Origin of the sequence: Arhodomonas sp. KWT2 (genome assembly GCF_041949875.1) — a bacterium.
Lineage (GTDB): Bacteria > Pseudomonadota > Gammaproteobacteria > Nitrococcales > Nitrococcaceae > Arhodomonas > Arhodomonas aquaeolei.
In genome coordinates this window covers 1-25,107 of sequence record NZ_JBHFPQ010000020.1, presented here as the reverse complement: position 1 = coordinate 25,107, position 25,107 = coordinate 1, and the positions used below count along the sequence as shown (strand labels likewise).

21 protein-coding genes and 1 riboswitch are annotated in these 25,107 nt (G+C 71.1%); of the genes, 11 read left to right on the top strand and 10 right to left on the bottom strand.

Translation table 11 applies throughout. The features are described from left to right. Nucleotides 1-2: 2 nt before the first annotated feature. The gene (locus ACEZHJ_RS01065) at nucleotides 3-1,376 is read right to left on the bottom strand and encodes an HlyD family type I secretion periplasmic adaptor subunit (RefSeq protein WP_018719058.1); all 1,374 of its coding nucleotides are present in this window, start codon (nucleotides 1,374-1,376) and stop codon (nucleotides 3-5) included. 35 nt (nucleotides 1,377-1,411) lie between these two features. Continuing rightward, a complete protein-coding gene (locus tag ACEZHJ_RS01060) occupies nucleotides 1,412-3,589 on the bottom strand; it encodes a type I secretion system permease/ATPase (protein ID WP_240466154.1) in 2,178 nt (725 codons plus the stop codon). A 242-nt stretch (nucleotides 3,590-3,831) separates the two neighbouring features. On the opposite strand from ACEZHJ_RS01060, the gene ACEZHJ_RS01055 reads away from it, so the two are divergent. Together ACEZHJ_RS01055 and ACEZHJ_RS01050 are read left to right on the top strand one after the other, a co-directional pair. Next, the gene (locus tag ACEZHJ_RS01055) at nucleotides 3,832-4,818 is read left to right on the top strand and encodes an iron ABC transporter permease (RefSeq protein WP_018719060.1); all 987 of its coding nucleotides are present in this window, start codon (nucleotides 3,832-3,834) and stop codon (nucleotides 4,816-4,818) included. Further along, complete coding sequence (locus ACEZHJ_RS01050) at nucleotides 4,818-5,585, top strand: ABC transporter ATP-binding protein (RefSeq protein ID WP_375036143.1); 768 nt, start codon at nucleotides 4,818-4,820, stop codon at nucleotides 5,583-5,585. The genes ACEZHJ_RS01055 and ACEZHJ_RS01050 overlap by 1 nt, the downstream gene beginning before the upstream one ends. Before the next feature lie 540 nt (nucleotides 5,586-6,125). On the opposite strand, the gene ACEZHJ_RS01045 is transcribed toward ACEZHJ_RS01050, so the two are convergent. The 7 genes from ACEZHJ_RS01045 to ACEZHJ_RS01015 form a co-directional block, all read right to left on the bottom strand. Further along, nucleotides 6,126-6,698 (bottom strand): cob(I)yrinic acid a,c-diamide adenosyltransferase, encoded by a 573-nt coding sequence (locus tag ACEZHJ_RS01045; RefSeq protein WP_018719063.1) that lies wholly within the window; start codon nucleotides 6,696-6,698, stop codon nucleotides 6,126-6,128. 67 nt (nucleotides 6,699-6,765) lie between these two features. Beyond that, the gene (locus ACEZHJ_RS01040) at nucleotides 6,766-8,460 is read right to left on the bottom strand and encodes a methylmalonyl-CoA mutase family protein (RefSeq protein WP_018719064.1); all 1,695 of its coding nucleotides are present in this window, start codon (nucleotides 8,458-8,460) and stop codon (nucleotides 6,766-6,768) included. Next, entirely contained in the window at nucleotides 8,450-9,427 is a 978-nt protein-coding gene (gene meaB, locus ACEZHJ_RS01035; protein WP_375036142.1) for a methylmalonyl Co-A mutase-associated GTPase MeaB, read from the bottom strand. Before meaB ends, ACEZHJ_RS01040 begins: the two co-directional genes overlap by 11 nt. Beyond that, nucleotides 9,420-10,853 carry a phenylacetate--CoA ligase family protein gene (locus ACEZHJ_RS01030; protein ID WP_259202288.1) on the bottom strand — a complete coding sequence of 478 codons (1,434 nt, stop codon included), beginning with the start codon at nucleotides 10,851-10,853 and terminating at the stop codon, nucleotides 9,420-9,422. Before ACEZHJ_RS01030 ends, meaB begins: the two co-directional genes overlap by 8 nt. A gap of 55 nt (nucleotides 10,854-10,908) precedes the next feature. Next, the gene (locus tag ACEZHJ_RS01025) at nucleotides 10,909-11,325 is read right to left on the bottom strand and encodes a cobalamin B12-binding domain-containing protein (RefSeq protein ID WP_018719067.1); all 417 of its coding nucleotides are present in this window, start codon (nucleotides 11,323-11,325) and stop codon (nucleotides 10,909-10,911) included. 30 nt (nucleotides 11,326-11,355) lie between these two features. Continuing rightward, on the bottom strand, nucleotides 11,356-12,018 hold the full coding sequence (locus tag ACEZHJ_RS01020; RefSeq protein WP_018719068.1) for a GntR family transcriptional regulator: 663 nt from the start codon (nucleotides 12,016-12,018) through the stop codon (nucleotides 11,356-11,358). Beyond that, the gene (locus tag ACEZHJ_RS01015; RefSeq protein WP_018719069.1) at nucleotides 12,018-12,224 is read right to left on the bottom strand and encodes a DUF1289 domain-containing protein; all 207 of its coding nucleotides are present in this window, start codon (nucleotides 12,222-12,224) and stop codon (nucleotides 12,018-12,020) included. Before ACEZHJ_RS01015 ends, ACEZHJ_RS01020 begins: the two co-directional genes overlap by 1 nt. Before the next feature lie 172 nt (nucleotides 12,225-12,396). Beyond that, a riboswitch (cobalamin riboswitch) is annotated at nucleotides 12,397-12,635 on the top strand. Between the two features lie 112 nt (nucleotides 12,636-12,747). Here ACEZHJ_RS01015 and ACEZHJ_RS01010 point away from each other — a divergent pair. The 9 genes from ACEZHJ_RS01010 to ACEZHJ_RS00970 are packed head-to-tail and all read left to right on the top strand — an operon-like array spanning nucleotide 12,748 to nucleotide 24,581. Beyond that, entirely contained in the window at nucleotides 12,748-14,538 is a 1,791-nt protein-coding gene (locus ACEZHJ_RS01010; protein ID WP_026321203.1) for a TonB-dependent receptor domain-containing protein, read from the top strand. Nucleotides 14,539-14,547: 9 nt separating this feature from the next. Beyond that, the gene (locus ACEZHJ_RS01005; protein ID WP_375036141.1) at nucleotides 14,548-18,984 is read left to right on the top strand and encodes a cobaltochelatase subunit CobN; all 4,437 of its coding nucleotides are present in this window, start codon (nucleotides 14,548-14,550) and stop codon (nucleotides 18,982-18,984) included. Nucleotides 18,985-19,009: 25 nt separating this feature from the next. Next, entirely contained in the window at nucleotides 19,010-19,459 is a 450-nt protein-coding gene (locus ACEZHJ_RS01000; RefSeq protein WP_018719072.1) for a MotA/TolQ/ExbB proton channel family protein, read from the top strand. Further along, a complete protein-coding gene (locus tag ACEZHJ_RS00995) occupies nucleotides 19,446-19,745 on the top strand; it encodes a DUF2149 domain-containing protein (RefSeq protein ID WP_018719073.1) in 300 nt (99 codons plus the stop codon). Before ACEZHJ_RS01000 ends, ACEZHJ_RS00995 begins: the two co-directional genes overlap by 14 nt. After that, on the top strand, nucleotides 19,742-20,353 hold the full coding sequence (cobO, locus tag ACEZHJ_RS00990) for a cob(I)yrinic acid a,c-diamide adenosyltransferase (RefSeq protein WP_375036140.1): 612 nt from the start codon (nucleotides 19,742-19,744) through the stop codon (nucleotides 20,351-20,353). Before ACEZHJ_RS00995 ends, cobO begins: the two co-directional genes overlap by 4 nt. After that, on the top strand, nucleotides 20,353-21,252 hold the full coding sequence (locus tag ACEZHJ_RS00985) for a CobD/CbiB family cobalamin biosynthesis protein (protein ID WP_163141529.1): 900 nt from the start codon (nucleotides 20,353-20,355) through the stop codon (nucleotides 21,250-21,252). The genes cobO and ACEZHJ_RS00985 overlap by 1 nt, the downstream gene beginning before the upstream one ends. Continuing rightward, a complete protein-coding gene (gene cobD, locus ACEZHJ_RS00980) occupies nucleotides 21,245-22,240 on the top strand; it encodes a threonine-phosphate decarboxylase CobD (protein ID WP_259202293.1) in 996 nt (331 codons plus the stop codon). Before ACEZHJ_RS00985 ends, cobD begins: the two co-directional genes overlap by 8 nt. Then, nucleotides 22,237-23,109 (top strand): cobalamin-binding protein, encoded by an 873-nt coding sequence (locus ACEZHJ_RS00975; protein ID WP_375036139.1) that lies wholly within the window; start codon nucleotides 22,237-22,239, stop codon nucleotides 23,107-23,109. The genes cobD and ACEZHJ_RS00975 overlap by 4 nt, the downstream gene beginning before the upstream one ends. After that, the gene (locus ACEZHJ_RS00970) at nucleotides 23,106-24,581 is read left to right on the top strand and encodes a cobyric acid synthase CobQ (protein ID WP_375036138.1); all 1,476 of its coding nucleotides are present in this window, start codon (nucleotides 23,106-23,108) and stop codon (nucleotides 24,579-24,581) included. The genes ACEZHJ_RS00975 and ACEZHJ_RS00970 overlap by 4 nt, the downstream gene beginning before the upstream one ends. Before the next feature lie 3 nt (nucleotides 24,582-24,584). On the opposite strand, the gene ACEZHJ_RS00965 is transcribed toward ACEZHJ_RS00970, so the two are convergent. Next, the coding region (locus ACEZHJ_RS00965) for a 3-hydroxyacyl-CoA dehydrogenase family protein (protein WP_375036137.1) at nucleotides 24,585-25,107 on the bottom strand (523 nt) is incomplete at its 5' end.

Genomic DNA, 25,107 nt, shown 5'->3' with positions numbered 1-25,107 from the left:
GTCTAACGTTCCCTTGCGCTTTCATCCACGTGCTCAACCAGCGGTGCGAGGACAAAATCCAAAACCCGCCGTTGCCCTGTCTTTATTTCCAGCGATACGGTCATGCCCGGGCTGAGTGGAATCTGACGGCCATCGACTTCGATCCAGCTACGCTCTAGGGCGGCGGTCGTTTCATAGATGAGGCCACCGTTCTCCTGCGCGGTCGCGTCGTTGGAAACATGGGTCACCGTGGCGTGCAGGGTGCCGTAACGGGTGAAAGGGAATGTTTCCACCTTGACCTCGGCTGTCTGCCCTTCGTCGACAAAGCCGACGTCGCGATTCGCCAGCCAGGCCTGGACCTGCAGCTCCGCGCCTTCCGGGACGACACGCATCAGCTCCTGCGCCGGCTCGACCACGCCACCGGTAGTGTGAATCTTCAGCCCCTGTACGAAGCCCGAGATCGGTGCGCGGAGCGTGCTCCATTCGGCCCGGGCCATGGCCTTTCTCAACTCCTCCCGGGTCGTCGCTATCCGCTTCTGGGCATCCACCAGATCTGTGGCCACATCCTTCCGGAATTTCGCCCTTTGCGCGTCAATCCGGCGCCGGACGGCATCGATACGTGCGTCGAGTTCCACCAACCTGGCGTCCGTCGTGCGGATCTGCCCTGTGTGGTCCAGACGGGTGCGCTCCACGTCCAGGTACTCGAATTCGGAGGCCATGTCCCGGCTGGCCAGCGAATGCAGCGCGGCTGCACGCTTGGCAATGAGCGGAAGCGTGGATTCAAGCCGCCGCTTGTCCTGCGCGGTACTGTTCCGCTCCGCCCTGGCTCGCACGAGCTCGGCCTGCAGGGCCGCGACGGAGGCACGATGGTCCGCGAGTTCACCGCTCAAGAGTCGCTTTTGTGTGGCTACGGCGGCAGGGTCGGCCCCCTTCGGCCAGTCGGCCATCCCGGCCGCGTTCCTGTCGCTACCATCGACCGCGTCGATCTCCGCAAGTAATCGGGCACGGTCCAGGCGTGCGGCCATCAGCTGCTCCCTCAGGCGATTCCGGTCAGCGCGGCCGATCGTGGGATCGAACTCCACCAACACGTCACCGGCCTCGACGCGCTGCCCCTCGGCAACCCGGATAGCCCTTACGGTGGCCTGCTCCATGGGCTGAATGACCTTGACGTGGCCGGACGGCACGATCTTGCCGGTCGCCGTGGCGACAACGTCCACGTGCCCGACGTAGCTCCATACGACGGCGACGACGAAAACGCCGACAATCAGCCCGGTAATGACACGGCCGGCAGGGGACGGCGGCGTTTCCTGGACCTCCAGCGCTGCCGGCAGGAATTCCCGCTCCGTGCCATCTCGACGCCTGACGAGCGCCGTCGTTTTTCCTTCCCTGGTCGACATCCCTGTTTGCCTGCCCTCTGAAACGCCGGGGTAAATTACCGGCCACCGGCACCGGCCGCGGCGACTTCATCCGGAGCCGCGCTGTCCTGCAACGCCTGAAGCCGGGCGTAGTGACCTCCGTGGCGCAGCAGCTCAGCATGACTCCCTGATTCCACTACACGGCCCTTTTCCATGACGATGATGCGGTGCGCGTCTCTCACGGCGCTGAGCCGGTGCGCGATGATGAACACCGTCCGGCCGCGCACGATCCGCCGCATGTTCTGCTGGACGAGACGTTCCGACTCGTAATCGAGCGCGCTGGTGGCCTCATCGAAAACCAGGATCTTCGGATCCATGATCAGCGCCCGTGCAATGGCAATACGCTGACGCTGGCCACCGGAAAGATTGGCGCCGTGCTCCCCGACCATGGTGTCGTAGCCTTCCGGCAATTCCAGGATGAAGTCATGGGCCCCGGCGAGCTTCGCCGCGGCAATCACGCGTTCCATTGAGAGCCCCGGGTCGGCGAGCGCGATGTTCTCCCGCACCGTTCGATTGAACAGCCGGCTTTCCTGCAGCACGACACCGATATTCCGCCGCAGCCATGCAGTGTCGACCATGCGCAGATCGACGCCGTCCACGAGTACGCGCCCCGACTCGGGCACATGCAGTCGCTGTATGAGCTTGGTCAGTGTGCTCTTGCCGGAACCCGATCGGCCGACAATACCGATGACCTCGCCGGGCTCGGCATGGAGGCTGAGGTCGGAGAGGATTTCAGGCGTATCCGGCCGATAGCGGAAGGTGACATGCTCCAGGCGGACGTCGCCCCTGACGGAGGGCAGGGCGGCCCGGTTGGGGTTGTATCCCGGCTCCGCGGGCGCGTTGAGTATGTCCCCCAGCCGCTCTATGGAAATGCCGGCCTGCTGAAAGTCCTGCCAGAGGCGGACGAGCCGGAGTATCGGTCCGCTGACCCGTCCGGCAAGCATATTGAATGCGACAAGCTGGCCGACGGTCAGCTCTGCGTCGATCACCAGCCGGGCACCGATCCACAGGATCAGCAGCGTCGTGAGCTTGTTGATGAAGCTGGCCGACTGGTTGGCGACGTTCCCCAGGTTGGTGGCACGGAAACTGGCCCGGACGTAGCCGGCCAGCTGCTCCTCCCAGCGGGCTCGCATCTGGGGCTCCACCGCCATGGCCTTGATCGTTTCAACGCCGCTCACCGATTCGACGAGGAAGGCCTGGTTCTCCGCGCCACGCCGGAACTTCTCGTCCAGCCGTGCACGCAGAACGGGCGTCATCAGAACGGAGAGGATCACGTATAGCGGAATACTGCCCAGAACGACCATCAGCAGCGTCGGGCTGTAGAAGTACATGACCACCAGAAAGACGAGCGTGAAAAACAGGTCGATGACCAGCGTTAACGCCGACCCGGTGATGAAGTTGCGGATGGTCTCCAGCTCCCGCACGCGGGCCACGGAGTCCCCGACACGCCGGGCCTCGAAATAGCTGACCGGAAGCGAGAGCAGGTGCCGGTACAGCCGCGCCCCCAGTTCGACATCGATCCGGTTGGTCGTGTGGGAAAACAGATAGGTCCGCAGCCCGCCGAGCACCACGTCGAACAGCGCGACGATCAGAAACCCGGCGGCAAGGACATCGAGCGTCGTCAGCCCCTTGTGAACCAGGACCTTGTCGACAATGACCTGAAAGAACAACGGCGTGACCAGCGCAAAGAGCTGGATGAAGAAAGAGGCGACCAGCACCTCACCGAGAATACGGCGGTAACGCGCGATGACAGGCAGGAACCAGCGGATGTCGAACCGCCGGCGCAGTTCCTCGGCGAGGGCGCGGCGGGTGATCAGAATGGCGCGGCCCGTCCATTCCGCCTGAAAGTCCTCGACGTTTACGGAACGTGGGCGGCCTTCCCGCGGATCGTGGATCAGAACGCGATCATCGCCTACCCGGGCCAGGACGACGAAAGTCCCATCCGTCAACTCGGCGATCGCCGGCAAAGGCATGGTGGCGAGGCGCAATGCCCGCCCGTGGGCACGCTTGGCCCTGAGACCGAGAGTGCGCGCCGCCCTGATCAGGGTCAGCGGGTCCACCGTCTCACCGGCTGGAGAGAACTCCCGCCTGAGCTGGCGCTCGTCTGCCGGCAGCTGGTAGTAACGTGAAACCAGCCTCAGACACGCAAGGCCGGTGTCGACGGCCCCTACCGAGGGCTCTTCCGTGTCACCCACAACAACATCCCTGTTCATCCTCGACGGAGAAACTGTCTATAACAGTAGCCGATGCCATCCTTGGAGCATCGACCGTTTGTCAGTTTTTTGCGTCTCTAGCCCCCTGTGTACAGGGTGACACCCCAGTCGCGCAACGCGCGGGGCAGCGCGGCATCGCCCTGAAACAACGATAGGCGGCCCCCATTTGGGCTGCGCCGACATACAGCGGTTATACTTAGAGGTTTACTACGGAACCTTCTCGCATGCCAGCACGCGCCGCCGTCGGCCTCGGCACGCTCGCGGTCATCACGCTCGTCAGCCTGTGCGCGGCGATCTCCTCGGGGAGTGTCGCGGTCGCGCCGCACGACGTGTGGCTGGCGGTGACCGGGGGCGGGGCCTCCGATACCGCGGCCACCGTGATCCGTGAGCTGCGCATGCCCCGCGCGGCGGCGGGCTTCGTTACCGGCGGGCTGCTGGCGCTGGCCGGTGCGCTGATGCAGGTGCTGCTGCGCAACCCCCTGGCGGACCCGTACGTGCTCGGTATCTCCGGCGGCGCAGCGGTGGGGGCACTGGGCTCGACCCTGCTCGGCCTGGGCGCGTTCTGGATGTCCGGCAGCGCCTTCGCCGGTGCGGCTATCACCATGGTCCTGGTCTTCGGGCTCTCCCACGGCCACGGTGGCTGGACGCCGACCCGGCTGCTGCTCAACGGCGTGGTGGTCGCCGCCGGCTGGGGCGCGGTGGTGAGTTTCCTGCTCTCGGTGGGACCGCCCACGGAGCTGCGGGGGATGCTCTTCTGGCTGATGGGCGACCTCGCCGGGGCGGGCTCGGCGGGCTGGCCCGCGGCGGTCCTGGCGATCGGGCTGGCGGCCACGCTGGCGGTGGCGCGGGATCTCAACCTGCTCGCCCGCGGCGAGCTCCAGGCCCAGGCGCTGGGCGTGGCCATCGGCCGGCTGCGCCTGCTGATCTACGTGCTCGCCTCGCTGCTCACGGCCACGGCGGTCACCGTCGCCGGGACGGTGGGCTTCGTCGGGCTGGTGGTGCCCCACCTGCTGCGGCTGGTGATGGGCAGCGACCACCGCGTGCTGCTGCCCGGCTGCGTGCTCCTCGGCGGCAGCTTCATCGTGCTCGCGGACACGCTGGCACGCACGGCCTTTGCGCCGCAGCAGCTCCCCGTTGGCGTGTTCTCGGCGTTCATCGGGGTGCCGGTGTTCCTGTTCCTGCTCTATCGCGGCGGCCGGGGAGCGGCGTGATGGCAGTCCTGGAGGCCGACAGCCTGGACGTACGCATCGCCGGCCAGGGCGTGTGCACCGCGCTGAGCGTCGCCCTCCAGCCCGGGCAGTGCTGGGGCATACTGGGCGCCAACGGCACCGGCAAGACCACGCTGCTGCACACCCTGGCCGGCCTGCGCCCGGCCCAGGGCGGCGAGCTGCGCCTGGACGGCGAGTCCCTGCCGCGCATCCGGCGGCGGGCGCTGGCGCGGCGGCTGGGGCTGATGCCCCAGGACAGCCACGACGCCTTTCCCACCACGGTGCTGGAGACGGCGCTGATCGGCCGTCACCCGTGGCTCGGGACGTGGGAATGGGAAGGCCGGCAGGACACCGCGCTGGCGGAGGCCGCGCTGGCCGACGTGGGGCTCGCCAGCCTGGCGGACCGGCCGGTGAACACGCTCTCCGGCGGCGAGCGCCGACGCCTCGCGCTGGCGACCCTGCTCACCCAGGACCCGGAGATCGCGCTGCTCGACGAACCGAGCAACCACCTCGACCTCCATCACCAGATCCGCGTGCTCGAGCTGATCACCGCCCGCGGCCGGGAGCAGGCGCGCACGGTGGTGATGAGCCTGCACGACATCAACCTGGCCGCGCGCTTCTGCGATCACGTCCTGCTGCTGTTCGGTGACGGGCAGGCGTGCTTCGGCGAGACGTCGGACGTGCTCAACGAGACGGTGCTGGAACGCCTCTACGGCCACCCGATCCGCATCGTCGACGACGGCGAGCGGCGCGCCTTCCTCCCCGCCTGAATCCAACGGCGCATTCGATCGCCGGGGAAAAACGGCGGTTACGGTAGCCAGCGGCCCGAGGGACGGGATCAGCGGCCGTTCGTGTGGACCAGCATTGCCGGCGTACGACACGACCGCGGCTGTCGGTTGCCAGGAGCAACCGACCTACCCGAACTACGGCCACCCGATCCGCATCATCGACGACGGCGAGCGGCGGGCCTTCCTGCCGGCCTGAATCCGACGGCGCATTCGATCGCCGGGGAAAGAATGGCGGTTACGGTAGCCACCGGCCCGAGGGACGGGATCAGCGGCCGTTCATGTGGACCAGCATTGCCGTCGTGCGACACGACCGCGGCTGTCGGTTGCCAGGAGCAACCGACCTACCCGAACCGAAGCCGACCGCGCGTTCCCACGGGAAATGACCCGGGTCGGCCTGTCGTGTGAATCCAGCGCCGCACACGCGCCGGTCGTGCACCGCAAGGCGTGCGACATCCAGGTGGTCTCGCGGGAATGTCGCACACGGCCCGCAGCCGTGCGCGACTTACGCGGGCCCCCGCCGCGTCAGCCCTCGCGGTAGCGGCCCGGCACCCACAGGAGGTCGCCGTCGCCCTCGCTGGCGTTGACGTGGCGCGCGGCGACGAAGAGGTAGTCGGAAAGGCGGTTGACGTAGCCCAGCGCCGCCTCGTTGATGCGGCTCTCGCGCTGCAGGGTGACCAGCTTGCGCTCGGCGCGGCGGGCGACGGTGCGGGCCATGTGCAGGTGGGCGGCGCGGGCGACGCCCCCCGGCAGGATGAACGAGCGCAGCGACTCCAGCTCGGCGTTGTAGGCGTCGATGCAGCCCTCGAGCCACGCCACCTGCGCGGGGTCGAGGCGCAGGGGCTCGTGCTTGAGCGCCGCCTCCATGGGCGTGGCCAGGTCGGCGCCGAGGTCGAAGAGGTCGTTCTGGATGCGCTCCAGCTCGGTCTCCAGCCGTCCCGCGGCACCGACACGCGCGAGGCCGATGGTGGCGTTGAGCTCGTCGATGGTGCCGTAGGCCGCCACCCGGGGCGCGTCCTTGGGCACGCGGCTGCCGTCGACGAGGGCGGTGTCACCGGCGTCGCCGGTTCGTGTGTAGATCTTGGTCAGACGGACCATGGTGCACGCCTCTCTCCGGCCGGGCCCGCGGCCCGGCCTTGCTGTCCCGTTTGCGTCGCTGGGCGCGTCAGATCACCGGGGTCTCGCGGTAGGTGCCCCAGATCTCGCGCAGGGTCTCGACGATATCACCCATGGACGCGCCCGCCTTCACCAGCTCGATGGTCACCGGCATGATGTTGCGCGACTCGTCCTCGGCGGTCTCCCGCAGCTCCTCGATGAGCCGCTGCACCTCGGCCTCGTCGCGCTCCTGGCGCACCCGCTCGAGCCGCTCGATCTGGCGGCGCTCCGTCTCCGGGTCGTGGGGATGGGTCTCGATGTCGACCTTCTCCTCCTCCTCGACGAAGCAGTTGACCCCGATCACCGGCCGCTCGCCGCTCGCCTTGCGGATGGCGAAGTCGTAGGCGGAGTCGGCGATCCCTTTCTGGAACCAGCCGTCCTCGATGGCCTTGAGGGTGCCGCCCATCTCGTCGACCTTGGCCAGTATGCTGTTGATCTGGCGCTCCATCTCGTCGGTGAGGGACTCCACGTAGTAGGAGCCGCCAATGGGGTCGATGACCTGGTCCACGCCGGTCTCGTAGGCGATGACCTGCTGGGTACGCAGGGCGATGCGCATGGCCTCCTCGGTGGGGATGGCGAAGGCCTCGTCCATGCCGTTGGTGTGCAGCGACTGGGCCCCGCCGAGCACCGCGGAGAGCGCCTGGAAGGCGGTGCGCACGATGTTGACCTGGTACTGCGGCTTGGTCAGGGTCGCCGCGGCGGTCTGGGCGTGGAAGCGCAGGCGGCAGGACTCGGGCTTCTGCGCCCCGAAGCGCTCGGCCATGATCTTGGCGTACACCCGGCGGGCGGCACGGAACTTGGCGATCTCCTCGAAGAAGTCCGCCTGGCTGACGAAGAAGAACGACAGCCTGGGCGCGAAGTTGTCCACGCTCACGCCCGCCTTGATCGCCTCCTCGACGTACTGGATGGTCGTCGCCATGGTGTAGGCGACCTCCTGCACGGCGGTCGCCCCGGCCTCGGAGATGTGGTAGCCGGAGATGTTCACCGGGTTGTAGCGGCGCATGTGCTCGGCGCCATACTGGATGCAGTCGCGCACCAGGCGCACCGACGGCCGCACCGGGTAGATCCACTCCTTCTGGGCGATGTACTCCTTGAGGATATCGTTCTGGATCGTGCCCGAGAGGTCGTTGAGGTCGTAGCCGCGCTTCTGGGCCAGGGCGATGTACATCGCGTACAGGATCCAGGCCGAGGGGTTGATGGTCATCGACACCGAGATCTTGGTCAGGTCGATGCCCTCGAACAGCGTCTCCATGTCCGAGAGGGTGTCGATCGCCACGCCCTCGCGGCCGACCTCGCCGTGGCTCATGCCGTGGTCGGAGTCGTAGCCCATGAGGGTGGGCATGTCGAAGTCCACCGACAGCCCCGTCTGCCCCACCGAGAGCAGGTACTTGAAGCGCTCGTTGGTCTCCGCGGCGGTGCCGAAGCCGGCGATCTGCCGCATGGTCCAGTGCCGGCCGCGGTACATCGTCGGGTAGGGCCCGCGGGTGAACGGGTAGCGCCCGGGCAGGCCGATGTCGGCGTAGTCCGTGTCGGCGATGTCCACCGGCGTGTAGACGCGGTTGACCGGCAGCCCGGCCCCGGTGCGGTACTCGCTCCGGCTCTCGGGCATGCGGCGGATGAAGCCCGCGACCTCGTTGTCTTCCCAGTCGCGGCGCTCGGCGTCGATGCGCGACACCGCGGCATCGTTGTACAGCTCACTCGTCATAACGAATCCTCTCCTTGACCGTGTCCAGCAGTTCCAGGGCGGCCCCGTGCGGGTCCAGCTCACGCTCGACGACGCGCTCGAGCATGGCGTCGATGCGCTCCGGGTGGGCCCGGAGGAAGCTGTCGCGCACGATCTCCTCGGCGATCTTGACGACCCGGGTGCTCGCGATGCGGCGGCGCCGGGTATCGATCTCGCCGGTGCGGTTAAGGTGTTCCCGGTGGCGGTCCAGGGCGGCGAGCAGCTCGTCGAAGCCGCTCCCCTCCTCCGTGCTCGTGGGGATGACCGGCACGTGCCAGGCGTCCGGCCCCTCGGGCATGCTCATCATCAGCATGGACTTGAGCTCGCGGACGGTGCGGTTGGCGTCCGGCCGGTCGGCCTTGCTGACCACGTGCACGTCGGCGATCTCCAGGATCCCCGCCTTGATGGCCTGGATGTCGTCACCCAGCCCGGGGGCATTGACCACGACGGTGGTGTGCGCGGCGCGCACCACGTCCACCTCGTCCTGGCCCACACCCACGGTCTCGATGAGCACGACGTCGAAGCCGCCGGCGTCGAGCACGTCCACCGCGTCCAGGGCCGGACGGGCGAGCCCGCCGAGGCTCCCGCGGGTGGCCATGCTGCGGATGAACACCCCCGGGTCGCTCACCAGCTCCGACATGCGGATGCGATCGCCGAGGATCGCGCCGCCCGAGAACGGGCTGGACGGATCGATGGCGATCACCGCGACCCGCCGGCCACTGCCGCGCACCGTGCGCGCCAGCTCGCTGACCAGCGACGACTTGCCCGCCCCGGGCACGCCGGTGATGCCGACCACGTGGGCGCGGCCGGTGCGCCGATACAGCGCCGCCAGGGCGTCCCGGCACTCGCGCTCGCCGCCCTCGGTGCGGGTGATCAGCCGCGCCATGGCCCGGAGATCACCGTCGCACACGCGCTCGGCGAGCGCCTCGGAGGCGATGCGCTCAGCCATCGGTGCCGCTCCCGGCGCGCCGGTTGAGCGTGCGGTAGAGATCGCGGTCGTCGATCACGCGCTTGGCCTTGAAGTCGGTGCGCTCGAAGGTGCCGGGGGAGACCACCTCAATGGCCACGCGCAGGCCGAGCACCCGGTTCAGGGCGGCGGCCGCGGTCTCGCTGAAGCGCTCCATCGCCGGCGCCCCCGCCGACTCCGTGGCCGTGTCCGCCTCCACCTGCACGGCGAGCTCGTCCATCACGCCCTCGCGGGAGACGACGATGCGGTGCTCGCCGCCGTAGCCAGCCAGCTCCGTGAGCACGGCGGCGATCTCGCTGGGGTACACGTTCTCGCCACGGATCTGGAACATGTCGTCGATGCGCCCGTAGATGCCCTGGGGCAGGCGCGGATAGGTCCGGCCGCAGGGGTTGTCCTCCATCACCCAGTGGGTGAGATCGCCGGAGAACAGCCGGATCATGGGCTGGGAGGTGCGCTCCAGGGTGGTGTAGACCGGCGTCCCCTGGCTGCCGTAGGGCACGCGGCGGAAACTCTCGGGATCACAGACCTCGGTGTAGACGATGTCCTGCCACAGCAGCATGCCGTCGGTGTCGGCGCTGCCGGCACCGTGCATCCACGGGGTGACCTCGGCCATCGTGCCGCAGTCAACCACCCGCGCGCCGAAGGTCTCGGCGATACTGTCGCGGATCCCCGGGATGGAGCCGCCGGGTTCGCCGGAGAAGAACATCACGCGGATGCCGAACTCCCGCGGGTCCACGCCCTCTTCGCGGGCGACCTCGGCGAGGCGCTGGGCGTACGAGGGCGTGCTGTAGAAGCCGGCGGGCTGCATCATGCGCAGCCAGGTCACCGCGCGGGAGGTCATCCCCGGCGCGCCGGCACCGAACGGGAAGGCCTTGCAGCCGAGCCGCTCGGCGCCGATGAGCGCCCCCCAGGAGCCCATGTACAGGCTCAGGATGGCGGCGACGAACACCGTGTCCCCCGGGCGCAGGCCCATGCCCCACATGATCCGTGCATGATTGTTGGCGATGGTGTCCCAGTCCGAGCGGGAGATGCCGAACACCGTGGGCCGCCCGGACGTCCCCGAGGTCCCGTGGATGTGGTGCACCTCGGAGTCCGGCACGCACAGGTAGTCGCCGAAGGGCGGATTGGCGCCCTGGGAGGCGCGCAGCTCGTCCTTGGTGACCACCGGCACCCGCTCGAAGTCGGCGAGGCTGCGGATGTCGTCGGGGTGGATCCCGGCCTCGGACCACTTCCGCCGGTAGAACGGCGCGTGCTCCCAGGCGTAGTGCATGACCTCGCGGAGTCGCCCGACGATGGCCTCGTCACGGCGCTCCGGGTCCATGGTCTCGCGCTCCGGGAACCAGTAGCGCTGGTCCGGCGCGGGGAAGTAGGTCCCGTCGTAGCGCGGCGGGAACTGCCACTGCTCCATGATCTCCTCCTCCAGCTCTGTCGTTATGTCGTATCGCGCCGCAGGCCGGCTGCCGTCAGCGCGGACCGCGCTCGGCGACCAGCGAGCGGAAGGCGTCGACGATCTCCTGGGGCGGGGTGTCCTGGAGCAGGACCTTCGAGACACCGATGCGCTCGAGCTCGGTGACGTCCTCGTCGGGGATCACCCCGCCGCCGGCAACGATGATGTCCTCGCCGCCCTTCTCGCGGAGCAGTTCCAGCACCCGCGGAAAGACGGTCATGTGCACGCCCGAGAGCAGGCTGATGCCGAGGATGTCCACGTCCTCCTGCAGGGCGGCATCCACGACCTCCTCGGGGGTGCGGTGCAGGCCGGTGTAGACGACGTCCATACCCGCATCCCGCAGGGTCCGGGCGACGATCTTCACACCGCGGTCGTGGCCGTCGAGGCCGACCTTGGCCAGGAGTACCCGGATGACCGGTTCGCTTTGAGCCATTTCCTCTCCTCCTCGTTGTGTTCTCACGATTTAGGCCGACTGCCGCTCGGCGGCCTCCTGCAGCCAGCCCGAGGCCTCGTCGGCATGCGCGCGGGCCAGCCGCTCCGCTGACGCCGCATCGCCGTCGGCGATGGCCCGATAGATACGTTCGTGCTGGTCCCAGATGGGACCCTGGTTGGCCACGTCATCGATGACCTGGTGCATCACCCGGCGGGTGTGGTGCCACTGGGTGGCCATCACCTCCAGGATCCGGGCGTTACCGGCTGTCTCGTAGATCAGCCAGTGGAACTCCTCGTCCGCCGAGATCAGCAGCGGCACGTCATGGGCGGCGAGCGCCGAGCGGCCGTCGTCCAGGACCCGCTGACCCTCGCGGCGGAAGCGGGCGTCGCAGCGGCGTGCCGCCTCCCCCGCCGCGATCAGATCGATCCCGGCGCGCAGGCCGTAGAGCTCGCGGACCAGCTCCGAGGTCAGCGGCGCGACGCGCAAGCCACGCCGTCCGGCCGGGCAGAGAAAGCCCTCCGCCTCCAGCCGCTTGAGCGCCTGGCCCACCGGCAGACGCGAGACGTCGAGACGCGCCGCGACCCCTTCCTGGGTCACCCGCTCGCCCGGCGGCAGCGTCCCCTCGCAGATCGCATTGAGGACCGCGTCGTAGACCAGCTCCGGCAGCGGTTTGGGGGTGTCGATCCGTTGCATCAGCGCGAGTCCTCCATCGTTCCTGCCTCCTGCCCAGTCGTGTCCCCGCGCCGGCGGCGCAGCCGCTCGAGCACCCGCCGCCGGCCGGCGTCGTCCAGCTCCGGCCAGGCCGCGATCTCATCGAGCGTGCGGCCGCAGCCGCGGCACTGCGCACCGGTCTCGTCCAGGGCGCAGACCCCGATGCACGGGGAGGGGACATCAGCCATCGGCATCACCGTCCTTATGCATTCGGAATACTGTATACAGTAATCAAAAAAGCGCGTAAACCCCTGACACATCGTCCCTGTACACCGGTTTTGCCGGGTTCGAACGCCCCCGAGAGCGCCCCCGCAGGGCTCAACCCGACGTTGACCCCCCTGCCGTTTGCCGGTACGTTCCTGCCTTCCAATCGCTTCAGGTTCCCGTGATCACGCCACGGGTTAAACGGGAAGCCGGTGCGCCGTCAGTCGACGGCAAGGCCGGCGCTGCCCCCGCAACGGTAAGCGAGTCGGGGCGCCGTCACGGCGCGCCACGGGTCGAATTCCGCCACTGCGTCGCTGCGACGTGGGAAGGCTCGACCCGCGACCCCCAGGTCGGACTCGCGAGCCCGGAGACCGGCCTGTAGCGCATCCGTCGACGCCGCGGGGGGCGGTGTCCGGGTTGCCGGCCCTCTAATGCGTCGTCTCCCCGCCGCCCTCCCGCGCCGCTCATCACGAACATGCGCGGGTGTGCGCATCAGGGGGGAAGACAATGAGAACCCGAACCAGCCTCGTCGTGGCCGCCGCCGTCGGTGCCACGTTCGCCACCACCGTCCAGGGCGCCGAGGTCACCGCCCCGGTCCAGGTCACTGCGACCCGGACCCCGATCACGGCGGACGACGCCCTCGCCGCCGTGGACGTGATCACGCGTGAGGACATCGAGGGGCGCCAGCCCGCCGACGCCGTCGAGCTGCTGCGCGATCTGGCCGGCGTATCCATCAGCCGCAACGGCGGGCGCGGCAAGTCCGCCAGCGTCTATCTGCGCGGCACCGAGAGCGACCATACCCTGGTCCTGATCAACGGCGTGCGCATGGGCTCGGCGACCCAGGGCAGCACCCCGCTGGAGCAGATCCCGGTAAGCCAGATCCGGCGTATCGAGGTGGTGCGTGGCCCCCGGGCGAGCCTCTACGGCGCGGACGCCATCGGTGGCGTCATCCAGATCTTCACCGACCGCGATTCCACCCACGCCCGGGTCGCCGCCGGCAGCCAGCACACCTGGGAGGCCGGTGTCGGCGTCGCCCGGGAGATCGGCCGCGGCGGCTTCGGTATCAACCTCTCCGGCGAGTCCACGCAGGGCTTCGACGCCACCGACGAGCGGGCGTTCAGCCACGAGCCGGACCGCGACGGCTACGACAGCCGTTCGCTGAGCGCCAACGGCCACTACGACGTCACCGATGCCCTGAGCCTCCGTGGCCAGGTGATGCGCACCGAGGGCGACAACGAGTACGACGCGGGCACCGACGAGACCGTGCAGCAGTCGGTCAATGCCACCGCCGACTGGCGCCTCTCCCCGATGTGGCGCTCGCAGCTGTCCGTGGGCCGCGCGCTGGACGACTACGACCTGCGCCCGGAGACCGACGACCGCTACACCACCACCCGGGACAGCGTCACCTGGCAGAACGATCTCTTCCTCTCGGAGGACCTGATCACCACCGTCGGCGTCGATTACTACGACGACCAGGTCGACAGCACCACCGACTACGACCGCACCAGCCGGGACAACCTCGCGGCCTTCCTCCAGCAGCAGTGGTTCGCCGGGCCCTTCGACCTTCAGGGCGCCGTGCGCTACGACGACAACGAGGTCTACGGCGGCGAGACCACCGGCAGCGTCGCCGCGGGCTACCGCCTGACGCAGAGCATGCGCACCTATGTCTCCTGGGGCACCGCCTTCAAGGCGCCGAGCTTCAACGACCTCTATTACCCGGGCTACTTCGGCATGTACCAGGGCAACCCGGACCTCGACCCGGAGAAGTCGCAGAGCTGGGAGCTCGGGCTCAAGGGCGGCCACGACTGGCGCTGGGACGTGGCGGCCTTCCAGACCCATATCGACGACCTGATCGCCCTGTCCGAAGACAGCTCGACCTACGTCAACGTCGACGAGGCCCTGATCCGCGGCGTCGAGGGCACGGTGCGTGGCAGCGTGGCCGGCTTCGACACCCGCCTGACCGCCACCTGGATGCACACCGAGGACGAGGACACCGGCAACGAGCTCGGCCGCCGGCCGTCGTTCAAGTCCACCCTGAGCGTGCGCCGCACCTTCGGGCGGGCGACCCTCGGCACCAGCATCCACTACGGCGGCGAGCGCTACGACAGCACCGCCAACACCACGGAGCTGGACGCCTACACCGTCGTGGACCTCACCGCCGCCTGGCGGATCGACGAGGCCTGGACCCTGCGCGGCCGGGTGACCAACCTCTTCGACGAGGACTACCAGACCGCCGACACCTACAACATGCCCGGCCGGGCGGCGCTGGTATCGGTGACCTGGCAGCCGGGCAGCTAAGCCGCGGCCATGTCCATCACCGGTCTCCCGTGGCGGCGGCTCGCCGCCACGGCGCTCCTCCTCCTGGGGCTAGTCCCGGGCCCCTCGCCGGCCGCGGATGACGGCGACGGCCCGGTCCTGCTGGGGATCGTCTCCGAGCGCTCTGCCCCCCGGCTGGCCGCCGGCGCCGAGCGCTATGCCGCCGACCATACCGGCCATGAGATCGTGCTGCGCACCACCGGGCAGATCGCCGGACTCTCTGACGCCGAGCTCGCCGCGCTGTGGCAGCGCGCCGACGCGGTGCTGCTCGCCGCCGTGTTCGGCGACGCGGTGGTGCCACGCCTGCGCCGGCTGGTGCAGCGGGACCGCGGCCCCCGTGCCGTGATCGGCGTGAGCAGCGACCGCGCCATCAACCGGCTCACGCGGCTCGGCGGCAGGCAGCCGCTGGCGGGGCTCGAGGACGCCACCCTGGACGCGCTCACGGCCAATCCCGGCGCGGACGAGGACCCCGCCGCCATGCGCCGGCGGCTCGCCGCCGAGCACCCGGCCCAGGCCGGCTGGCTCGCCGCCCACGCCTACTGGAGCGGCCGCGGTGCGGCCAATGCCGCCGGCCTGCTCGCCTACCTGGCCCGGGAGGCAGGTGCGGACGTGCGCGTACCCGAGCCGCAGCCCCGGGCGCCGCTGCGTTACTACCACGACGGCGAGGTCGTCCCGGCGGACGCCCTCGGCCTGGAGGCGGGGCGTCCCGTGGTCGCCGTACTGGACCACGACACCGGCGACAGCGCCGGCCAGCGCGCCCTGCTGGACGCCCTGTGCGAGGCAGTGCGCGAGCAGGGCCCCCAGTGCCTGGTGCTGCTCGCACGCTGGGGGCGGGCCAGCGTCACCGCGCTGGAGACCCTGGAGCAGCGCCTCGGCGACGCCCCGCTGGGCGCGATCATCAGCCTCCAGGGGTTCGTGATCGGCGGCGGCGACGGCCGCGAGGCCGCCACCCGGGCGCTGGAGTCGCTGGACGTGCCGGTGCTCCAGGGCATCCGCCTGAGCAAACGCACCGAGGGCGAATGGCGGCTCTCCCCGGACGGCCTGCCCGTCGACAGCGTCCACTATCGGCTGTCCATGCCCGAGTTCCAGGGCGTGAGCCAGCCCATGGTGCTCGCCGCCGCCGAGCCGCCCCGGATCGATCCGCTCACCGGCATCGAGCTCACCGTGACCCACCCGCTGCCCGCACAGGTGAATGCCATCGCCCGCCGTGCCGGCAACTGGATCACGCTGCAGCGCAAGGCCAACGCCGACAAGCGCATCGCCATCATCTACTACAACCACCCGCCGGGGCGGCACAACATCGGCGCGGACAACCTCGACGTCCCCGCCTCCCTGGTCACCATCCTCCGCCGGCTCAAGGCCGCCGGCTACCGCGTCGGCGACATCCCCGGGGACGCCGAGGCCATGGTCGAACGGCTTCAGGAACGGGGCGTGAACCTCCCCGAACAGTCCGACGCCCTCGCCGGGATGGCCGATCGGGTGAACACCATGGACGCCGCCACCTACCGGCGCTGGTTCGACACCCTGCCGGCGACCGTGCGCCGGGCCGTCTCCGGCGGCCCGGTCGCCGCCCTGGTTCCGCGACTGCGCCGGGCCCTGACGCTGGACCGGCCGGAGACCGCGCAGACCCTGCTCACGCGCACCGCCGGCGACATCCGCCACCTGCTGGAGGAGGCGAAACACCCCGCCGCCCCCCGCGCCATGGACCTGCTGGGGCAGCTCGAGACGGCGGCGGGCGAGGCCCTGGACAGCGGCGAGTGGGACCGCGCCGAGCGACTCGCGCAGGCCCTGCGCGATACCGGCGTGCCGGGCCTGGACGGCTGGGGCGAGGCACCGGGCTGGGTGATGACCCACGACGACCGGCTGCTCCTCCCGGGGCTGACCTTCGGCAACGTGTTCGTCGGCCCGCAGCCGCCGCGGGGCTGGGGCGTGCGCCAGGAGCTGCTGCACGCCAACCTGGCCTTCCCGCCGCCGCACCAGTACCTCGCCTTCTACCACTGGCTGCGCACGGACTTCGGTGCCGACGCCCTGGTCCACCTGGGCCGGCACAGCACCTACGAGTTCCTGCCCGGCCCGCGCACGGGGCTGACCACCAGCGACTACCCGTCGCTGATCGCGGGGGATATCCCCGGGGTCTACCCCTACATCGTCGACGGCGTGGGCGAGGGCCTGCAGGCCAAGCGCCGCGGCCTCGCCGTGATGGTCGATCACCTGACCCCGCCGCTGCGGACCACACCGCTCTACGACGAGCTGCTCGGGCTGCGCCAGCTGGTGGAGTCCTTCGAGTCCGCCGAGCCGGGCAGTCCCGCCCGGGAGCGCTCCGTGCGGCGCATCCGCACCCGGCTGGACGAGCTCGACCTCGGCGGCGAGCTCGCCGCGCAGATCGCCGCCGAGCGGGGCACGGAAACCTTCGATCTGGACACCCTGGACCCGGCGCTCCTCGTTCACGAGGTAGGCCACTACCTCACCACGCTGCAGGAATCGTTCATGCCGGAGGGGCTGCACATCTTCGGCCGCGAGTGGGACAACGACGCGGTGTCGATGATGCTCGAGTCCATGGGCGACGACGCCAGCCCGGACACCCGCGCGGAGCTCACCGCCTCCCCGCGGCACGAGCGCGAGGCCCTGCTCGCCGCCCTCGACGGACACTTCGTACCGCCGGGACCGGGCAACGACCCCATCCGCAGCCCCGACGTCCTGCCCACCGGGCGCAATTTCCACGGCCTGAACGGCAACCTCCTGCCCACCCGGGTCGGCTGGTCGCTGGGCTCGGAGATGGCCGCCGAGGCCCTCGGCAAGGGCGGCGACGGCAGCGAGGCGGTGGTCCTGTGGGCCTCGGACACGGTCCGTGACGAAGGCGCGATGGTCGCCTTCGGCCTGGACATGCTCGGGGTCAGGCCGGTGTGGAACGCCCGCGGCATCGTCGAGGGGCTCGAGCGCGTCCCGCTGGCCGACGGCCGCGAGCGCCGCGACGTGGTGTTCACCACCTCCGGGCTGTTCCGCGACCTCTACGGCGAGCTGCTGGTCTGGTTGGACCGGGGCACCCGCCTCGCCCTGCAGGGCTCGGCGCAGACCATCCGCGAACGCCATCCGGCCCTGACCGTGGCGCTGGACACGGCCCTGGGGCCGGTGGACGAGCTGGGCCGGCCCGGCGACGAGCCGCTGGCACGCAACCGCGTCGCCGCCCACTGGGTCGAAGACACCCGCGCGGCGCTGTCGCAGGGGCTCACCGCGACGGAAGCCGGCGAGCGCTCGGTGCGCCGCGTCTACGGCGACGCCCCGGGCAGCTACGGCGCCGGCATCAACCGTCTGGTGGAGCGCTCGGGGAGCTGGCAGGACCGCAGCGGCCTGGCCGACACCTACCTGCGCCGCCTGGGCCACGCCTACGGCGCGGGCATCCAGGGGGAGGCCACCCGGCAGGGCTTCCGCCGGGCCCTGAGCCGGGTCGAGCGCAGCTATCTCGGCCGCGCGAGCAACCTCTACGGCCTGCTCGACAACAACGACGCCTTCGACTACCTCGGCGGGCTCAGCCTCGCCGTGGAGACCCTCACCGGCGAGGCGCCGGCGAACAGCGTCGTCCACCTCGCCGACCCCGGCGACGCCAGCGTCGAGCCGCTGGAGACCGCACTGCTCAAGGAGCTGCGCGGGCGCTACCTCAATCCAGCCTGGATCCGCGGGCTGATGGAGCACGGCTACGCCGGCGCCCGCACCATGGGCAGCGAGTTCATGGAATACCTCTGGGGCTGGCAGGTGACCAACCCGCAGATCGTGCGCTCCTGGGCCTGGGAGGCGGTCAAGCGGGTCTACATCGACGACGCCAACGACCTCGGCCTCGACGAATTCCTCCGCCAGGGCAACAACGTGCACGTGCGCACCAACATGCTCGCGATCATGCTGGTCGCCATCCAGAAGGGCTTCTGGGACGCCGACGACGCCACCGTCGAGCAGCTCGCCACCGAGTTCGCCCGCTCGGTGATCGCCAACGGCCTGCCCGGCAGCGGCCACACCGCCCCGGAGCACCCGATGCTGGAGTGGGTGACGCCGCGCCTGCCCGAATCGCTGCGCGGTCCGTTCAGCGCACGCATCGCCGCCGCCCGGGGCGAGCCGCAGCCGTCGGGGCCGACCGTGACCACCGTCGCCGAGATCACCCCGGCCGGTGACGATGCCGCTTCCGACGCGCCGAAGGAGAACGCCGCGACACCGTCCACCCCGGCGACGACCGCGGGCGAATCCCCGGCGAGGTCCGGCGAACGTCCCGCGGACGACGCCGAACGCGGCGAGTCCGGCAAGTCCGCCGGGGAGCGCGACGCCCGCGAGCGGGACGACGACGCCCCGACACCGCCGTGGTCGCCGTACTGGCTGCTCGCCGGCCTCGGCGTGCTGCTGGCGGGCGGGGTGATCCGCGGCGGACTGGGCCGCGCCCGCTGAGGGCGCCCCACACCAAGGAGGAACGATGTTCGACAGTGTTTTCATCGACCTGCTGCACCGGGTCACCGGCTGGCTCCTGCAGCCCGTGCTCGCGCTGCTGGCGGTGACCGTCGCGCTCACCGTCTGGGAACTGGGGGTGGCCGCCGGCGAGCGCGCGTTCGCCCTGCGCCGGCTCGCCCGGGGGTCGGCGGACGCCGCGGAACGGCTGGCGCGGCGGCGCATCGACCGCGCCGACCTGCTCGCCCGCGGCGCCCCCATGCTCGGACTCATGGGCACGCTCATCCCCCTCGGCCCGGGGCTCAGCGCACTCGGCAACGGCGAGCTGGACGTGCTCGCCACCGCGGTCACCGTGGCCTTCGATACCACGGTGGTCGGGCTGCTCGCCGGCCTGGCCGGCTTCGTCGTCGCGCGGCTGCGCCGGCGCTGGTACGAGGAGCTCCTCGATCGCATGGAGGCGGGACATGAGCCGGCGTAGGCGCCTGACCGGCCGTTTCGACGACCAGGAGCGCGATCCCATGGGACCGCTCGCCAACCTCGTCGACATCATGCTGGTCTTCGTCTGCGGCCTGCTCGTGGCACTGGCCGCCCGCAGCGAGGACGTCCACGACGCCCTCCGGGGCGGCCGCGAGGTCGACCGCGGCCACGAGCTCGCCGAGCCGCCGGCCGGCGTCGAGGGCGGCGGCAGCGGACTCCAGCCGGTGGGCGAGGTCTACCGGGACCCGGAGACGGGCAAACTCATCATGGTGGGGGAATCCCAATGAGCGAAGACAGCACCACGACCACCGACACACGGCGCGCGGAGGCCGAACGCACCAAGCGCCTGGTCGACGCCCGCATCGCCCGGGCCAGCGAGGACCGCGGCGTGATCGTCGTGCACACCGGCAAGGGCAAGGGTAAGAGCAGCGCCGGCTTCGGCATGGTCGCCCGCGCCCTGGGCCACGGCATGCGCGTCGGCGTCGTGCAGTTCATCAAGGGCGCCTACGCCACCGGCGAGGAGGCGTTCTTCCGCGGGATCCACGGCGTGGACTACCACGTCATGGGCGAGGGCTTCACCTGGGAGACCCAGGACCCGGAGCGGGACACCGCCGCCGCCACCGCGGCCTGGGAGCGTGCCGCCGCGATGCTCGCCGACCCGGCCTACGGCCTGGTGCTGCTCGACGAGCTCAACATCGCCCTGGACAAGGACTACGTCCCGCTGCCGGCGGTACTCGAGGCCCTGAGCGCACGCCCGGAGATGCAGCACGTGGTGATCACCGGCCGCAACGCCCCGGACACCCTGGTGGAGGCCGCCGACACGGTGAGCTGGCACAAGGCCGTCAAGCACGCCTTCAAGGCCGGCGTCCGCGCCCAGAAAGGGGTCGAGCTGTAGTGACCGCGGCACTGGCCTGTGCCCTGGCGGTGGCGCTGGACCGGCTCCTGCCGGAGCCCCGGCGTCATCCGCTCAATGCCTTCGCCGCCGCAGCGGCGGCGCTGGAGGGGCGGCTCAACGACGGCCACCGGCCCCGTGTGCGCGGCGCGTTCGCGGTGGCGGCCCTGCTCGTGCCGGCGGCGGTGATCGCCGCGCTGCCGGGCGCACTGCCCATCGCCGGCCCGGTGGCGTCGGTGGCACTGCTGTGGCTGGCCCTGGGGGGCGGCAGCCTCGCCGCCCACGGCAGCGCGGTGGCCGCACCGTTGGCCGCGGGCGACCTGTCGGCGGCCCGGGCGGCGACCGCACGGATGGTCGGGCGGGACACCGACGTGCTCGATGCGGACGGCTGCGCGGTCGCGGCGGCGGAATCGGTGCTGGAGAACGGTCACGACGCCGTCTTCGGCACGCTGTTCTGGTTCGTCGTCGCCGGGCCCGCCGGGGCCGTCGTCTACCGCCTCGCCAACACCCTGGACGCCCTGTGGGGACACCGCAACGCACGCTTCGCCCGCTTCGGCACCGCCGCAGCACGGCTCGACGACATGCTCGGCTTCGTTCCCGCGCGACTGACGGCAGCGACCTACGCCCTCCTCGGCGATCGCCGCGGCGGCTGGCGGCACGGCCTCGCCGGGGCCCGGGGGTGGCCGAGCGGCAATGCCGGTGCGGTCATGGGCGCCGGCGCCGGGGCCCTGGGCATGCAGCTCGGCGGCGCCGCCAGCTACCACGGCGTCCACCACGAACGGCCCACGCTGGGCGCCGGCCCCGCACCGGACGCCGGCGACCTGCACCGCGCCGTCGCCCTCGTGGACCGCGGCACCGCCGCCTGGCTGATGGTAATCACCCTGGGGGCCGGCCTTGGCTGAGCACGACGTCGAGCACGGCGGCCGGCTGCACGCCGCGGCGGAACGCTACGGCATCGCGCCCGCGCAGTGGCTGGACCTCTCCACCGGTATCGCCCCATGGTCCTGGCCATCGCCGCCACTGCCGGCGACAGTCTGGCAGCGGCTGCCGGAGCCGGACGACGGCCTGGAGGCCGCGGCGACGCAGGCCTACGGCGGCGGTGAATGGCTCGCCGTACCGGGCTCCCAGGCCGCGATCCAGTGCCTGCCGCGGGTGCTCGGCGCCACCCGCGTGGCCTGCACCGCGGGCAGCTACGCTGGCCACGCGGCGGCCTGGCAACACGCCGGCGTCACGCCGGCGGCGGTCACGGACGCGGCGCTGCGGCACGCCGCGGACACCGCGGATGCCCTGGTCGTCGTCAATCCCGACAACCCCACCGGACGGCACCTGGACGCGGATCGGCTGTCCTCGCTGCATGCCCGGCTCGCCCGCCGCGGCGGCTGGCTCGTGGTGGACGAGGCCTTCGCCGACGCCGACGGCGGCGACACCGTGGCCGCCCTCGCCGGCCGGCCAGGCCTGGTGGTACTGCGCTCGCTCGGCAAGTTCTACGGCCTCGCCGGCCTGCGCCTGGGCTTCGTCGGCACGCCGACACCCGTTCGCGAGGCCATCGCCGGCCAGCTCGGCCCCTGGGCGGTCAGCCACCCGGCCCGCTGGCTCGGTACCCGCGCGCTCGCGGACCGGCGATGGCGCAGCCGGCAACGCCGCCGGCTGGCCGCCGCCACCCGCCGGCTCGAGCGCATCCTCCGGCACCACGGGCTGCCCCCGGCGGGGGGCACACCCCTGTTCCGCTACGTCCCGCACACCGCGCCCCGTGGACTCGCCGCGGCGCTCGCCAGGCGCGCCATACTGGTGCGGGCCTTCGACGATCCGCCGGCCCTGCGCTTCGGCCTGCCCGGCACGGCCGGCGCCTGGCGCCGACTGGACACCGCCCTCGGGGAGATCACCGCATGAGGACCTTGCTCGCCGCCCTGTTCCTGCTCCACGCCGCGGCCGCCGCGGCGGTGAGCGCCGTCGACGACGATGGCCGCCGCATTGATCTGCCGGAGCCGGCAGAGCGCATCGTCAGTCTCGCCCCCCATGCGACGGAGATCCTGTACGCCGCCGGCGCCGGGACTCACGTGGTCGGCGCCGTGAGCTACAGCGACTGGCCCCCGGCGGCCCGGGAGCTGCCCCGGGTGGGCAGCTATGACGCGGTCGACTACGAGCGCATCCTCGGGCTCGACCCCGACCTGGTCGTCGCCTGGCGCAGCGGCAACGGCGAGGAGACGGTGGCGCGGCTGCGCAAGCTGGGGCTGACCGTGTTCGTCAGCGAACCGCGCTCGCTGGAGGCAATCCCCGAGACCGTCGAACGCCTCGGCCGGCTCGCCGGCACCCCCGAGACCGCCCGCACCACCGCGGCCCGCTTCCGCAGTGAGCGCGACCACCTCGCCGAACGCTACTCGGGACAGCCGAGCGTGTCCGTGTTCTTCCAGATCTGGAACCATCCCATGATCACGGTCAACGGCGAGCACCTGATCAGCCGTGTCATCGACCTCTGCGGCGGGCGCAACGTCTTCGCCGACCTCGACCCGCTGGTGCCGCGGGTGGGCACCGAGGCGGTCATCGCCGCCGATCCCGAGGTCATCATTGCCGCCGGACGGGGCAGGGAGCGCCCGCAGTGGCTGGACGACTGGCAGCAGTGGCCGTCGATCACCGCAGTGGCCCGGGACAACCTCTTCAACGTCGACCCGGACGTGATCCACCGCGCCAGCCCGCGCATTCTGACCGGCGCTGCCCGGGTCTGCCAGGCCCTGGAGACGGCCCGGGGGCGGCGGCCATGAGCGCGGTCACGCTGATGGTGCAGGGCTGCACCTCCGACGCGGGCAAGAGCGCCGTGACCACCGGTCTGTGCCGTGCGTTCCTCCGCCGCGGGGTCAACGTGGCACCGTTCAAGCCCCAGAACATGGCGCTCAACAGCGCGGTCACCGTCGACGGCGGCGAGATCGGCCGTTCCCAGGCCGTGCAGGCCCGGGCCTGCCGCATCGAGCCCCACTCCGATATGAACCCGGTGCTGCTCAAGCCCAGCGCCGACCGCCGCGCCCAGGTGATCCTCGCCGGGCGGGCCCACGGTCACATGGACGCCCTCGACTACCACGACTACAGGCGCACCGCGCGGCGGACCGTCCTCGCCGCCCACGCCCGCCTCGCCGCCCGTCACCGGCTGATCGTCGCCGAGGGCGCCGGCAGCCCCGCCGAGATCAACCTCCGCGAGGGCGACATCGCCAACATGGGCTTCGCCGAGGCGGTGGACTGCCCGGTGGTGCTGGTCGCCGACATCGACCGCGGCGGCGTGTTCGCCACCCTGGTGGGCACCCTGGCGCTGCTCTCGGCGAGCGAGCGCGCCCGTGTCGTCGGCGTGGTGATCAACCGCTTCCGCGGCGACCGGGCCCTGCTCGATCCAGGGCTAACGTGGTTCAGCGAGTACACCGGCGTGCCGGTGCTCGGGGTGCTGCCCTACCTCCTCGGCCTCCACCTGGAGGCCGAGGACGCCCTGCCCCGGGAGCGCGCCGCCGGCGACGCCGCGCTGCGCGTGGTCGTTCCGGCGCTGCCGCGGATCAGCAACCACACGGACCTCGATCCGCTGCGCCTGCACCCGGACGTCTCCGTGCACCTCGTCGGTCCCGGCGAGACCCCGCCACCGGCGGATCTGGTGATCCTGCCCGGCAGCAAGTCCGTGCGCGCCGACCTCGACTGGCTGCATGACAACGCCTGGCCCGGCTACCTCGCCCGCCACCTGCGCTACGGCGGCCGGGTGCTCGGTATCTGCGGCGGCTACCAGATGCTCGGCCACCGGATCGCCGACCCCGGTGGCGTCGAGGGCCCCGCGGGGGAGAGCATGGGCCTGGGCTGGCTCGACGTCGCCACCACCCTCGCCGCCGACAAACGCCTCACGCGGGTCCGCGCGAGCCTGGCGGGCGGCGCGGCGGTGGACGGCTACGAGATCCACATGGGCGAAACCGACGGCAGCGACCGGCGGCACCCCTTCGCCCGGCTCCCGGACGGCACGCCGGACGGCGCCGTCAGCGCGGACGGCCGGGTCGCCGGCACCTACCTGCACGGGGTCTTCGAGCACCCCGAGGCACGCACCGCACTGCTGCGCTGGGCCGGTCTCGCCGACCCGCGGGCCACGGACTACGAGGCCGAGCGCGAGGCCGGCATCGACCGCCTGGCGGATGCGGTCGCTGGCCACCTGGACCTGACCGCCCTCGCCCGGGCCATCGGGCTCACCCGGGACCGGGCAGGGGCGGGTTGAGGCTCAGCGCCCCTTCGGCGGGTACTCGTAGAAGCCCCTGCCGCTCTTGCGGCCAAGGTGCCCCTCGTCGACGAGACGGCGCAGCAGCGGGCAGGGCCGGTACTTGGCCTCGTCCAGGCCCTGCTGGAGGACCTCCATGATGGCCACCACCACGTCCACGCCGATCATGTCCGCCAGCGCCAGCGGGCCGATGGGGTGATTGGCCCCCAGGCGCATGGCCTCGTCCACCGCCTCGGCCGTGGCGACGCCCTCCTCGACCACGAACGCCGCCTCGTTGATCATCGGGATGAGGATGCGGTTGACGGCGAAGCCGGGGCTGTCGCCGATGCGCACCGGGGTCTTACCGAGGTCCCGGGCCAGCGCCTCCACCGTCTCGACCACCTTATCCGCGGTCTGCCGGGCGCGGATCACCTCCACCAGCGGCATCACCGGCACCGGGTTGAAGAAGTGCATCCCCACGACCCGCTCCGGGCGGCCGGTCACCTCCGCCAGCCGCGTGAGCGACAGCGAGGAGGTATTGGAGGCC

Bases quoted from the DNA above. Each gene is read 5' to 3' on its own strand.
- ACEZHJ_RS01065 (WP_018719058.1), bottom strand. From the start codon at position 1,376: ATGTCGACCAGGGAAGGAAAAACGACGGCGCTCGTCAGGCGTCGAGAT.
- ACEZHJ_RS01055 (WP_018719060.1), top strand. From the start codon at position 3,832: ATGCCAGCACGCGCCGCCGTCGGCCTCGGCACGCTCGCGGTCATCACG.
- ACEZHJ_RS01050 (WP_375036143.1), top strand. From the start codon at position 4,818: ATGGCAGTCCTGGAGGCCGACAGCCTGGACGTACGCATCGCCGGCCAG.
- ACEZHJ_RS01045 (WP_018719063.1), bottom strand. From the start codon at position 6,698: ATGGTCCGTCTGACCAAGATCTACACACGAACCGGCGACGCCGGTGAC.
- ACEZHJ_RS01040 (WP_018719064.1), bottom strand. From the start codon at position 8,460: ATGACGAGTGAGCTGTACAACGATGCCGCGGTGTCGCGCATCGACGCC.
- meaB (WP_375036142.1), bottom strand. From the start codon at position 9,427: ATGGCTGAGCGCATCGCCTCCGAGGCGCTCGCCGAGCGCGTGTGCGAC.
- ACEZHJ_RS01030 (WP_259202288.1), bottom strand. From the start codon at position 10,853: ATGGAGCAGTGGCAGTTCCCGCCGCGCTACGACGGGACCTACTTCCCC.
- ACEZHJ_RS01025 (WP_018719067.1), bottom strand. From the start codon at position 11,325: ATGGCTCAAAGCGAACCGGTCATCCGGGTACTCCTGGCCAAGGTCGGC.
- ACEZHJ_RS01020 (WP_018719068.1), bottom strand. From the start codon at position 12,018: ATGCAACGGATCGACACCCCCAAACCGCTGCCGGAGCTGGTCTACGAC.
- ACEZHJ_RS01015 (WP_018719069.1), bottom strand. From the start codon at position 12,224: ATGGCTGATGTCCCCTCCCCGTGCATCGGGGTCTGCGCCCTGGACGAG.
- ACEZHJ_RS01010 (WP_026321203.1), top strand. From the start codon at position 12,748: ATGAGAACCCGAACCAGCCTCGTCGTGGCCGCCGCCGTCGGTGCCACG.
- ACEZHJ_RS01005 (WP_375036141.1), top strand. From the start codon at position 14,548: ATGTCCATCACCGGTCTCCCGTGGCGGCGGCTCGCCGCCACGGCGCTC.
- ACEZHJ_RS01000 (WP_018719072.1), top strand. From the start codon at position 19,010: ATGTTCGACAGTGTTTTCATCGACCTGCTGCACCGGGTCACCGGCTGG.
- ACEZHJ_RS00995 (WP_018719073.1), top strand. From the start codon at position 19,446: ATGAGCCGGCGTAGGCGCCTGACCGGCCGTTTCGACGACCAGGAGCGC.
- cobO (WP_375036140.1), top strand. From the start codon at position 19,742: ATGAGCGAAGACAGCACCACGACCACCGACACACGGCGCGCGGAGGCC.
- ACEZHJ_RS00975 (WP_375036139.1), top strand. From the start codon at position 22,237: ATGAGGACCTTGCTCGCCGCCCTGTTCCTGCTCCACGCCGCGGCCGCC.
- ACEZHJ_RS00970 (WP_375036138.1), top strand. From the start codon at position 23,106: ATGAGCGCGGTCACGCTGATGGTGCAGGGCTGCACCTCCGACGCGGGC.